The sequence below is a fragment of the Devosia sp. J20-27 genome (genome assembly GCF_055808595.1).
This window is the reverse complement of the sequence record NZ_CM147875.1, coordinates 543,422-554,718: the sequence shown is the minus strand read 5'-3', so window position 1 is coordinate 554,718 and position 11,297 is coordinate 543,422. Positions and strand designations below refer to the sequence as shown.

Here is an 11,297-nt window from a genome sequence, read left to right as displayed (position 1 = left end):
GTCCGCCCGATATTTGCGAGAGTCTCATGCCCGATTACGTTTTCCCGCCTGCCATCATTGCCGTGCCCACCACCGACGGGGCGCTGTTCCCGGTCCGCCGCGTCTACTGCGTCGGACGCAACTATGCCGAGCACGCCCGCGAGATGGGGCACGACCCCAACGAGGCGCCGCCGTTCTTTTTCGGCAAGCCCGCCGATGCGCTGGTCACCGGCGGCGGCGATATGCCTTATCCGCCCGAGACCGCCGACCTGCATCACGAGATCGAACTGGTTGCCGCGCTCGGCAGCGGTGGCAGCAACATCAGCGTCGACGACGCCATGAGCCATGTCTGGGGCTATGCGGCGGGCATCGACATGACGCGTCGCGACATTCAGGCACTTGCCAAGAAGGGCGGCCGGCCGTGGGACATGGCCAAGGGCTTTGACCATTCCGCCCCCATCGGCAAGCTGCTGCCGGCCATGAACCTTGGCGCCCATCCGCACAAGGCGCGCATCAGCCTCAAGGTCAATGGCGCCCTGCGCCAGGACGCCGACATTGCCGACATGATCTGGGACCTGCCCCATGTCATCGCCTATCTGAGCAAATCCATCGAACTGCAGCGCGGCGACCTGATCTTCACCGGCACTCCGGCAGGTGTGGGTGCCGTGGTGCGGGGCGATGTGCTCGAGGGCGAGATCGACGGCATTGGTTCCGTGCGGACGACCATCGTCTGATGGTGGAGTGGTCGCCGCAGCAGGACGAAGCCCTGATGGCCGTCTCGCACTGGCTCAAGGACAAGTCCGGCCCGCAGGTCTTTCGCCTCTTCGGCTGGGCCGGTACCGGCAAGTCGACTTTGGCCCGCCATCTGGCGCAGGGCGTCAAATCGGTGAAATACGCTGCCTTTACCGGCAAGGCGGCGCTGGTCATGCGCAAGAACGGCTGCCGTGGCGCCTCGACCATCCACTCGCTGATCTACTCGCTGGTTTCGGAGAAGGAGGGTGAACCGAAATTCGCCCTCGATCCCGAGAGCGAGGCGGCACTGGCCGATCTCATCGTCATCGACGAGGTCTCGATGGTCGACGAGGCGCTGGGCCGCGACCTGCTCAGTTTCGGCACCAAGGTGCTGGTGCTGGGTGACCCGTTCCAGCTGCCGCCGGTGCAGGGCGCGGGCTTCTTCACCGCCCATGATCCCGACATCATGCTCACCGAAATCCATCGCCAGGCCCGCGACAACCCGATCATCCGCATGTCGATGGATATCCGCGAGGGCGACCATCTTGAACACGGCCGCTATGGCGAGTCCCTCGTCATCAGCCGCGAGGATGTCGACCGCCAGGCCGTCATGGAGGCCGACCAGGTGCTGGCCGGCCGCAACAAGACCCGCGTCGCCTACAATGACCGCATGCGCGAACTCAAGAACATGCCGCGCCACGAACCCGTCGTCGGCGACCGCCTCGTCTGCCTGCGGAACAATCCGCAGAAAAAGCTGCTCAACGGCCAGATCTGGACCGCTGCTGAAGTCAAGAAACGCTCCGGCGGGCGCTTCTCCATGCTGCTCGACCCCGACGAGCCGGCGACGGGCAAGAACAAGACCCAGGCCAAGGTCATCAGCCATCTCGCCTTCTTTTCCGGCGAGGAGGACAATCTGAGCTGGCCCGAGCGCAAGCAGTTCGACGAATTCACCTTCGGCTACTGCCTCACCGTCCACAAGGCGCAGGGCAGCCAGTGGGACAATGTCTATCTATTCGACGAGAGCTTCGTGTTCCGCGAGGATCGCAAGCGCTGGCTCTATACCGGGATCACCCGTGCCAGCGAGCGGATTACGGTGGTGACCTGAGCCTTGCGGCGCCCGGTTTCCTCCCTGTGCCCTGGAGGCGGTTGATGTTACCTGCCCTCAATCCCTACATAGGTAAGCTCGTTTGACCCGACTGCCTGCCAACGCGACGTGCCTGGAGTGACCTTTTGGATATCCGCCCCCACCTGAGCATCATCGGTGCCGGCAAGTTCGGCACCGTGCTGGCGCGTGCGGCAGTGGAAGCCGGCTATGATACGGTGCTGGCCCGCTCCGGTCCGCCCGAAAGCATCGAGATGCTCGTCGATATCCTCGCGCCCGGCGCCAGGGCGGTGACGCTGGCCGATGCCGTAGCCCATGCCTCGATGATCATTCTCGCCGTGCCGTCCTGGCGGTTCCGCGAACTGCCGCCTGATACCTTTGCCGGCAAGATCCTGATCGACACCATCAACTACTGGGAGCAGACCGACGGGGTGATCCCCGAGTTTGCCGAAGCGCCCGCCGACACCAGCCTGGCGGTACAGCGTCACTTTCCCTCGGCGCGGCTGGTCAAGAGCCTCAACCAGCTCGGCTACAACCAGTTTCGCGACGAGCGGCAACCGCGCGGCACGCCCGGCCGCATTGGTATGGCGGCCGCCGGCAACGACCGCGACGCGGTGCGTTCGGTCCTGCGGCTGATCGACGATCTGGGTTTTGATCCGGTCGATGCCGGGCCGCTCGCCGCCGGCGCGGCACTGGGCCCAGGCGGTCCCGCCTTCGGCGTCGTCGAGACCCGCGACCGGTTGCTGACGCAGCTCGGTCTTGAGGTCGAGGCACGCTAGCCGTCAGGCCGGCATCACCACGACCTTGCCTTTGACATGGCCTTCGGCCACCCAGGCCAGCGCCTGATCCGTTTCCGCCAGCTTGAACCGTCGGTCGATGACGGCGCGCAGCGTTCCGGCGGCGAGCATGCCCGCCAGCTCTTGCATGTCTGCCGGCAGCGGACGCCAGAACAGCAGCGACACGCGCTTGCCCTGTGCCTTGCCTTTGGTTGCGCCGAACAGGGCCGTCTGCAAGAGGCTTGAAACACTGCCACCGGCGAGGACATAGGTGCCGCCATCGGCAAGCGCGCCGAGATGCCGGCCGATCGAGCGTCGCCCCTGCGCATCGAGGATATAGTCATAAGCCCCGCCCGACCTGGCGAAATCGCGCTGCGTGTAGTCGATCACCTCGTCCGCGCCGAGCCCGCGCATGAACGCCAGCTTGTCGCCCCGGTCCACGGCGGTCACCTCGGCGCCGGCGGCCTTGGCCAGCTGGATGGCGAACGAGCCCATTCCGCCGCCTGCGCCGTTGATCAGCACGCGCATGCCGGCCCGCAGTCCGCCATGCATGCGCAACCCCTGCAACGCCAGCAGCCCGGCCTGCGGGACGCATGCCGCCTCCTCAAAGCCTAGCCCCTCCGGCATGGGCAGGAAGGCCCCGGCCTTGCCCCGGACCAGTTCGGCAAAGCCACCCCAGCCGCTTTCGGTCAGGTCGCCAAACACCCTGTCGCCGACGGCCAGTCCACTGACAACCGGTCCGATGCTGTCGATGATGCCCGCCACCTCGGCACCCAGCACCGTGTGGCGCGGCGCGAACGGGCCATCGAGGCGGCCAAGCACGTTGCCGGTGAGCTTGTCGATATCCCAGGAATTGACTGAAGCGGCCTGCACGCGCACCACGATCTCGCCGGGCCCGGCCTGTGGTGCGTCCACCTCCGCCACAGCGACCCGTTTCGGGCTGCCATAGCGCTCGTAGCGGGCGACCCGCATTTAGCCGAGCACGCGCTGTTCCACCGCCTCGATCAGGGTCGGGATCCTGTCGACCTTGGCGATCTGCCGCTGCTCCATGGTGAAGTTGAGAGTCATGTACTCACGGCCGGGGCAGAAGGTGCAGATATTGGAGGACGGGTGATAGGCGCCGCAATAGATCGGTTCCATCATCCACTCGGTCACCGGCCCGAAGCTGCGATGCGGCGGCACCAGCGTCAGCACCGTCGTGTCCTTGGTCCCCGAAAAGCGCCAGAAGCGCGGGCTGTAGAGGAACGGGAACAGCCTGGAGATCCGCCGGTGCATCGAGAACAGCGCCAGGATGCCCATCTGGAACTTGGTGACATCCTTGTTCTCGATCTCGTCCACCACCTTGTCGACGCCGCGCACATACTCGAGGAAGTCGTCCTTGTGGGGGAACTTGGCCATCAGCGTGCGCACCCGGAAGAAGTCGTCGTCCCCGGCGGTGCGATTGGTGTCGAGCATGGTGTAGGCGGCGGTGATGACCTTCTCGTTGTGCTTCTTGTCGCCTTCCGTATGCAGCGCGTGCGTCACCAGCGCGAAATACACCGAGCGCTGCCGCACCCCGATCTCGTTGGCGAGGCGACGGATGCGGCTGCGCTCGATCGGCAGCGTGCGGAACAGCGTCGGCTTTTCGGTGGGCGACAGCACCCAGGCAAAGAACATGTGGATCGAGGCGCCGAGCAGGCCGCTGAGAAAGGCGCCGATGCGGGTCCCCAGGCTCACCTTGTTCTTCTCGTCCGACTGGATGCCGTGACCGGCCGTCTGCGAGCGCGCCAGCAGGGCCGAGTCCGAGCCCTCGAGTACCGCGTGGGCGGCCCGCACCTGGATGATCGAGGCGCGGCCCTCGCCGTCCGGCCCGCCCGTGCGGGTGGCGGCCATGAAGCGGAACAGCGGCAGTCCCTTGGTCTCGTAGATGTCGGCGCTGGTGCTCAGCCACTTGTCCGGATAGCCGTCGAACGTATCGACCATCTCGACCGAGGTGATGGCGTCGAGTTGCGTCTCGCTCAGCGGGTGTCCGGGCAGGGCCCCCTCAAAGCCATGCGTCAGCTGTGGCGCCAGCGCCACCACCCGGGCCGCCAGGTTCTTGAGCTTTTCCTTGTCGAAGCTCTCCTTCGAGAAGGCGGTGAAAAAGATGGTGTCGCGCCCGGCATAGAGGAACCACTGGAAGTCCGTGAACAGCGCCAGCGGGTCTTTTTGCACGGCCGCATGGGCAGCTTCGAGCGCCAGCGTATGATTGCTGGCGAAACTCGACGACGAAAAACTCTTCATGACACGCGTCCTGTGTACTCGATTGGTGCCATTGGACACGCCCCCGCTGGCGAGGTCAATCCGCACGGATGTCTCAAGTCTCTCCTGGTAAAGCCGAATTCCGGCGGTCGCGCCGGCCGGCGCGGTCAGATCGCGGTGGTCAGGTTGGTGAGCCACTGCGGCGACACCGACACCAGCACGGCCTCGATCTGCTTGTCGATCCCGGTGACCACCATCAGACCGATGCCGACGAGGATGATGCCGAGGATCGGCTTGCCGTACCCGGCCGTACGCCGCCCCAGCCTCGTGACCGAACTCCAGACCTGCCGGGACAGCAGTCCGAGCAGGAGGATCGGTGCAGCGGCGCCGAGCCCGAACAGCACCATGGTCAGGGCCACGGCGCCCAGATCGGTGCCCTGCGCCGCCAGCAGCGAAGCGGCACCCAGCGTCGGCCCGACACAGGGCGCCCAGACGGCGCCCAGCAGCAGCCCGAGCCCGAACTGGCCACCAAGGCCACTGGTGGAGAGGCCACCGAGCCGCGCGTTCGTCCAGGTCTGGATCGGTGCCGCCATCGTCGCCAGCCGCACCTGCGCCAGCGGCACCAGCAGGATGACGCCGATGGCCATCATCACGCCGCCGCCAGCATAACGGAAAAGGTTCGGATCGAGCCCGAGCGCAAATCCCACCGTCGCCACCAGCAGGCCGAGCACTGTGAATGACAGCGCCAGGCCCCCGGCCAGCGCCACCGGCCCCAGCCGATGCTCGGACTGGGCGCCGATCAGCACCGCCGGCAGCAGCGGCAAGACGCAGGGAGACAGCGTCGAGAGCACGCCCGCCAGTCCGGCCAGCAGCAGTGACAGGGGATCCATGATCAGCGCGTCTCGGCGACGAAGTTCGAGATCGCCTCGGCATTGGTGACGCCGACCGAGCGGGCTACTTCAGTCTCGCCGCGGAAGGCGATCAGCGTGCTCTGCTGCCGTACGCCGAAGGTGCGCAGCACGTCCTTCTGGCTGTCGAAATCGACCTCGAAGACCAGCAGGTCCGGATAGTCCGCACTGCCTGCCAGCGACTCGATCACCGGCTTCTGTGCCCGGCAGGTCGGGCACCACGGCGCCGTGACATGCACGACGACCGGCTGGCCGGCCGCCTGCGCGGCGGCAAAGCCCGCCTCGTCCCAGAGACGGATTTCTCCGGCCATCGCGGCAGACATGGACGCGAGGAGGCCAAAGCCGGCAATGGCGATGCCGCGAATGATGGTGAGCATACGGAAAACTCCCTTACTGGGTGACAGGTCTTGCGGCACGGCGTGCCAGGCCGAAAAAGCGGTCGAGCGACCATGCGCCTGCGCCAAAGGCTATCAGCCCCAGCGCCATTGCGGCCCATGGTAGATGAAAGTTGATCAATCCATCCGGAATCGTGAGCTGGATGATGATGGTCATGGCGAGGATCCCGAGCGCGGCCAGCCGGGTGCTGAGGCCGAGCACCAGCAGCACCGGCAGGACGATCTCGCCGATGCCGGCGAGGAAGGCCATCAGCAGCGGCGCCGGATAGGCCATCTCGCCCCAGAAGAAATGCAGCTTGAACTCTTCGGTGAAGAGATAGGTGGCGCCGCTCGAGAGGCTGAGAAAGCCGTCCCATTTGGTCAGCCCCGAGCGGAAGAACGGGATGGCGAGCGCCACCCGCAACGCCAGCAGTGCCGGGGCGGTCAGCAGTCCGGCCAGCGTGGTCTGCAGCGTGCGGCCGCGATCGAAAAAGTCAGTCAGCGTCGACATCGTCAGTCTCCCCTCCAGTGTGAATCCCGGCAAAGGCACCGAGCCTGACCAGTCCGACCAAAGCCGTTCCCAGATCAAATCCCGCCGCTCCATGCGCCGCAGCCGCGCCAATGCTGGCGCCGGCCAGCAGCGCGGCGGCAAAGCCGGCGTCTGTCGGCGGCAGGATATGGACGCGGACCTCGGCCCCCGGCCGGACGATCAGCACCGTTTCGGCCATGCGATGGGTCAGCGGCTTCACTTCGGCACTCTGATGCGCCGCCCAGATGCTGCCGACCGGAAAAGCCGAGCGCAGCAGCCGGCTTGCCGGATGCGGCACAAAGCGCGTCGTCGCCACGGCGTCGGGCGCGATCTCGGCAAGAGCTGCAACCGCCAGTGGCGTCGCATCGGCGGCGTGATAGGCGTCGGACCAGCGTGCCTCCAGCTCGGCTACGTCGCCGAGATAGGCGATGCCGGCGGCAGGCGGAAAGCCGCGGACAAAGCCTGGAAAGCCGTCACCGTAGCGCATCATCATCGGCGAGGCCGGCCGCTCGATCCCGGCGAAGGCGCGCGCCATGCCGGTGAAAAACGCGTCGCCCACCAGCCGGCGGGTGACCGGAAAGCGCTTTTCGAGCACGCCGACCAGACTGACGAAGACGTTGTTGCGATAGACCGCAAAGCGCTTGCTGTCGGGCGTGGCGCGCGGGCTCTGCACGCCATCGGGCACCGGCCGCGCCGGATCAAGCACGGCCGCCGCAAATCTTTCCAGCGTGACCGTCACGATGCCCGCCTCAGGGCGTCCGGCGTGCTGGCGGCGATTGCTGTATCGACGCGCCCGGCCTCATCCGCCAACGTCGCGAAATCGGGTACGTTATTATCCCATTCGACCAGCACCGGGCGCGGCCCTGCCTTGGCCAGCGTATGCTGGAACAGCGCAAACACATCGGGGCTGACCCGGCTGCCATGTGCATCGATCAGCAGGCGCTCGCCGGCGTCGTCCTCGGTCTCGTCATAGCCGGCAAGATGGACCTCTCCGACCAGCCCCAGCGGGAAGCGGTCGATATAGGCAAACGGGTCGAGCCGGTGATTGACCGACGACACCATGACATTGTTGACGTCGAGCAGCAGGCCGCAGCCGGTGCGCGCGGCGATGGCGGCCAGAAACTCGATCTCGTCGATGCTCGACTCGGCGAACAGCACATAGGTCGAGGGGTTCTCCAGCAGCATGCGGCGTCCCAGGACCTGCTGCACCTCATCGACATGGGCGATGACGTTCTGCAGCGTCTGGGGCGTATAGGGCAGGGGCAGCAGGTCGTTGAGATAGGCACTCTCGTGCGTCGACCAGGCGAGATGCTCGGAAAACGACTCCGGCTTGTAGCGCTCGTTGAGGTTGCGAAGGCGTTCCAGATGCGCCTTGTCCAGCGGCCCATTGCCGCCGATCGACAGCCCGACGCCGTGCAGCGACAGCGGATAGCGCTCGCGGATCGCTTCCAGATAGTGATGCGGCGGGCCACCGTCGCCCATGTAGTTTTCGGCGTGCACTTCGAAAAAGCCGATATCGGGCGCCGTGTCGATGATGTCGCGATAGTGCTCCGGCTTCAGGCCGAGCCCGGCGCGGTGCGGAAGCTGTTCTGGTGCGGTGGCTGGCATGTGTTGGTCCTCCGGAAAGGTGCGGGGGGCGCGGAGCCCCCCGACTGCAGCAGGATCAGGCGGCGGGAACGTCGCGCTCAAGCGCTTCGAGCGAGCCCATGCGGCCTTCCGGCAGTTCCATGGTGGCGCAGGTGCCCATCGGCACGGCCTTCCAGGCATTGCCCTGATAGTCGACCGACGATGTGCCGGCGCAGGTCGTGCCGGGGCCGGCGGCACAGTCGTTCTGGCCCGCGAGGGCGACGCCGTAGCACTTTTCGGTGTCGGCAGCGCTTGCAGTGGTGGCAATGCCGCCGATGGCGGTTGCGAGCGAAGCGGCAAGGGCGAGAGTGGCGACGTGGTTCATTTGACAACTCCTCGTTTTCGGCAGGTCCATCCTGCCAACACCAACGAGTTCGCCGCGGTGGGTAGATTTGTTACGTTCATCCCGTACACGTGTTCGTGAGAGACGCGTGCGCCCCGTCCGACGTAACAAATGCGCCGGCGCTACGAACTGGGAGATATAGGTGGCCTCCACACAAGAGGAGACACGGCTGCATCGGTTGTTGTCGGCGGCACTCGCCGGCGACGACAGGGCCTATGCCGAGTTTCTCTCGGCGGTCAGTCCGCTGGTGCGTTCGGTTGCCCGGCGCAAGCTGGCGAGCAATCTGCAGATCGACGCGGAGGACATTGTGCAGGAGACGCTCTTGGCAATTCATCTCAAGCGACACACATGGCGGACCGACGAACTGGTGACGCCATGGCTGTTCGCCATTGCCCGCTACAAGATCGTCGATGCCTATCGCCGCCGCGGCACGCGGGTCGAGGTTGATATCGCCGATTTCGCCGAGACTCTCGCCGAACCCGAGAGCCAGACACTGAGCGGTGCCGAAGTATCTCGCGCCCTCGCCTGTCTGTCGGACGGGCAGCGGGTGGTGGTGCAGTCGATCAGTGTCGAAGGCCTGAGCATTCCCGAGACGGCGTCACGCCTCGGCATGAAGGAAACCGCAGTGCGCGTGGCACTGCATCGTGGGCTCGCGACCATCGCGGCCAAGTTTGGACAGCAATGATCAAGACCGATGACCTTATTGCCGCACTTGCCTCGGACCTGCCGCGTCAGCGCATGCGGCCGGGCAGGGCGATCGCCATTGCGCTGGTCGTCGCCGTGATCACTGCCGCCGCAGTGTTCTTTTCCACCATCGGCCCGCGTCCCGACATCGCCGACGTGGCCCAGACCTATCGCTTCGTCGGCAAGTTCCTGGTGACCGGGCTGCTGGCAGTCACCAGCATCCTGCTGCTCGACCGCCTGATGCGCCCCGGCGCCGTGCGCTGGGTCGATTTCGCCGTGCTCGCGACCGCCCCGGCCGTGCTGGCCATCATGGCAGTCATCGAGGCCTTTCTCCTGCCCTCACCCCAATGGCAGATGGCGGCTACCGGCAAGAACGGCCTGATCTGCCTGACCTTCGTGCCCCTGATCGGACTGGGCCCGCTGGCCGCCATGATCGCCGCCCTGCGCACCGGAGCGCCGACGCGCCCGGGCCTGTCGGGAGCCGTGGCCGGCATCGTCGCCGGCGGCATCTCCGCCAGCTTCTACGCCGCCCATTGCACCGACGACTCGCCGTTCTTTGTTGCGATCTGGTATCCGGCGGCGATCCTGATCCTCGCCGGACTGGGGTTTGTCCTCGGGCGAGTCTTTGCCCGCTTCTAGATCGGCCTCAGCGACACGCCGGTGCGGCCGTCGCTGCCGCTGGAAAAGCTGATGCCGGCACGCTCCAGCGCCTTGCGGATTGCCGCCACGCTCTGCTCGCGCACGCCGCGCTCGCTGGGGGTTTCCACCCGGCGGACGGTCGAGAACGACACACCGGCATTTTCGGCCAGCTGCTCGGCAGACCAGCCGAGATAGCCGCGCGCGGCGCGCACCTGTCCGGGTGACAGCGGCGGTCCCCCGGGCGAGGGCATGTCCAGCTTGACCCCCAGGCTGGAATCCTGTCGCGCGGTAAAGCCGATCCAGCCCTCGAGTGTGCCACCGCGTCCCAGCACGGCAGTCGCCGTCGACACCACCGGCACATAGGTGTCGCCCATCAGCACCCGGCATGCCACCGAATAGCGGCGCCGGTGACCCAGCGCGTCCTCCCACGCCGCCTTGACGCGGTCGAGATCATCGGGATGCACGGAATTGAGCCGGTCCCAGTTGCCGACGCGCCCCCGTTGGCCGGTGTTGCGCCACCATTCAATCTCGTCCCGGATCTCGCCGTTCGCCTCGGTCGTCCAGATGACGACGTCGAACATCTCGCGCAGGGCGGCAATCAGGCCCTCGCGCTGCTGCAGCGCCAGCATGCCCTGGCGGATGTCGGTGACATCCATGGCCACGCCAACCAGCCGCTCGGGTCGCCCGTCGCGGGAATGGATCAGCCTGCCATGGCTTTGCACCCAGCACAGCTCGCCATTAGGCCGCAGCACGCGATACTCGCGGTCCATCAGCATGTCGCTGGCTGCCACCTGCGCGGGATTGCGGAAATCCTGCTGATCGTCAGGGTGGATCAACTGCTCGAAGTGATCGAGACTCTGCCGGTCGGGAGCGTGTTCGACGCCCAGGATGCGCGACATCCCTGGCGACCAGGTGAAGTGGCCTGCGTCCAGCAGCCACGTCCACGTCCCAATTCCATGAGCTTCGATCAGTTCAAGCGACTCACTCGGGCTCAGGCCCGGCGTCCTCTCGCTGATCATGTGACTGAATCAGCCTCGTCAGAACGTTTCATCTATTCCCTCTTTCGGCCCCCCAAATGGGCCTTATTCGAACCACCCGGCAGTAGTCGGGCAGTCAGCTTGATGACGGCGCAGATCCGCGGAGCTATGACCGCTATGTCTTGCAGACGTCTGCATCAGTCCGCTTCAATACTGACAGCAATACGCCGATATATAAACAGACCAGCAAGAACCCCAGACACGCAAAGTCGAACGAGAAAACATGTTGAGGAACGATTGCTGTTCCGACTAGTCTATTGGCTATGCGGCTGAAATCTTGCCGCTGGCTAGTGGCGGCCATCCATGGTGTGAGCAGGAGGCCTTTGCCGGGCGGCATCTGAACGGAAA

14 protein-coding genes are annotated in these 11,297 nt (G+C 65.8%); 5 read left to right on the top strand and 9 right to left on the bottom strand.

Annotation, left to right across the window (positions count from 1 at the left end):
* Positions 1 to 26 precede the first annotated feature (26 nt).
* From AC0L4C_RS02665 to AC0L4C_RS02655, 3 genes are all read left to right on the top strand, one after another.
* On the top strand, positions 27 to 713 hold the full coding sequence (locus AC0L4C_RS02665) for a fumarylacetoacetate hydrolase family protein (RefSeq protein ID WP_473401976.1): 687 nt from the start codon (positions 27 to 29) through the stop codon (positions 711 to 713).
* On the top strand, positions 713 to 1,816 hold the full coding sequence (locus AC0L4C_RS02660; RefSeq protein ID WP_473401975.1) for an ATP-dependent DNA helicase: 1,104 nt from the start codon (positions 713 to 715) through the stop codon (positions 1,814 to 1,816). The genes AC0L4C_RS02665 and AC0L4C_RS02660 overlap by 1 nt, the downstream gene beginning before the upstream one ends.
* Positions 1,817 to 1,941: 125 nt before the next feature.
* On the top strand, positions 1,942 to 2,592 hold the full coding sequence (locus AC0L4C_RS02655; protein WP_473401974.1) for an NADPH-dependent F420 reductase: 651 nt from the start codon (positions 1,942 to 1,944) through the stop codon (positions 2,590 to 2,592).
* 3 nt (positions 2,593 to 2,595) lie between these two features.
* Here AC0L4C_RS02655 and AC0L4C_RS02650 read toward each other — a convergent pair whose 3' ends face one another.
* The 8 genes from AC0L4C_RS02650 to AC0L4C_RS02615 form a co-directional block, all read right to left on the bottom strand.
* Complete coding sequence (locus AC0L4C_RS02650) at positions 2,596 to 3,561, bottom strand: NAD(P)-dependent alcohol dehydrogenase (RefSeq protein WP_473401973.1); 966 nt, start codon at positions 3,559 to 3,561, stop codon at positions 2,596 to 2,598.
* Entirely contained in the window at positions 3,562 to 4,851 is a 1,290-nt protein-coding gene (locus tag AC0L4C_RS02645) for a hypothetical protein (protein ID WP_473401972.1), read from the bottom strand.
* 125 nt (positions 4,852 to 4,976) lie between these two features.
* Complete coding sequence (locus AC0L4C_RS02640) at positions 4,977 to 5,699, bottom strand: cytochrome c biogenesis CcdA family protein (RefSeq protein ID WP_473401971.1); 723 nt, start codon at positions 5,697 to 5,699, stop codon at positions 4,977 to 4,979.
* 2 nt (positions 5,700 to 5,701) lie between these two features.
* Entirely contained in the window at positions 5,702 to 6,094 is a 393-nt protein-coding gene (locus AC0L4C_RS02635) for a thioredoxin family protein (protein WP_473401970.1), read from the bottom strand.
* A 13-nt stretch (positions 6,095 to 6,107) separates the two neighbouring features.
* A complete protein-coding gene (locus tag AC0L4C_RS02630) occupies positions 6,108 to 6,602 on the bottom strand; it encodes a DoxX family protein (RefSeq protein WP_473401969.1) in 495 nt (164 codons plus the stop codon).
* Positions 6,586 to 7,359 carry an HvfC/BufC N-terminal domain-containing protein gene (locus AC0L4C_RS02625; RefSeq protein ID WP_473401968.1) on the bottom strand — a complete coding sequence of 258 codons (774 nt, stop codon included), beginning with the start codon at positions 7,357 to 7,359 and terminating at the stop codon, positions 6,586 to 6,588. Before AC0L4C_RS02625 ends, AC0L4C_RS02630 begins: the two co-directional genes overlap by 17 nt.
* Positions 7,356 to 8,228: an MNIO family bufferin maturase gene (gene bufB / locus AC0L4C_RS02620; RefSeq protein WP_473401967.1), complete on the bottom strand. Its 873-nt coding sequence runs from the start codon at positions 8,226 to 8,228 to the stop codon at positions 7,356 to 7,358. Before bufB ends, AC0L4C_RS02625 begins: the two co-directional genes overlap by 4 nt.
* Positions 8,229 to 8,283: 55 nt before the next feature.
* Complete coding sequence (locus AC0L4C_RS02615) at positions 8,284 to 8,571, bottom strand: BufA1 family periplasmic bufferin-type metallophore (RefSeq protein ID WP_473401966.1); 288 nt, start codon at positions 8,569 to 8,571, stop codon at positions 8,284 to 8,286.
* Positions 8,572 to 8,731: 160 nt separating this feature from the next.
* On the opposite strand from AC0L4C_RS02615, the gene AC0L4C_RS02610 reads away from it, so the two are divergent.
* Positions 8,732 to 9,274, top strand: a complete 543-nt coding sequence (locus tag AC0L4C_RS02610; protein WP_473401965.1) for a sigma-70 family RNA polymerase sigma factor — start codon at positions 8,732 to 8,734, stop codon at positions 9,272 to 9,274.
* Positions 9,271 to 9,912 (top strand): NrsF family protein, encoded by a 642-nt coding sequence (locus AC0L4C_RS02605; protein WP_473401964.1) that lies wholly within the window; start codon positions 9,271 to 9,273, stop codon positions 9,910 to 9,912. Before AC0L4C_RS02610 ends, AC0L4C_RS02605 begins: the two co-directional genes overlap by 4 nt.
* Here the strand turns inward: AC0L4C_RS02605 and AC0L4C_RS02600 are convergent.
* A complete protein-coding gene (locus tag AC0L4C_RS02600) occupies positions 9,909 to 10,931 on the bottom strand; it encodes a PAS domain-containing protein (RefSeq protein ID WP_473401963.1) in 1,023 nt (340 codons plus the stop codon). The two genes, AC0L4C_RS02605 and AC0L4C_RS02600, sit on opposite strands and share 4 nt — an antisense overlap.
* Positions 10,932 to 11,297: the final 366 nt, after the last annotated feature.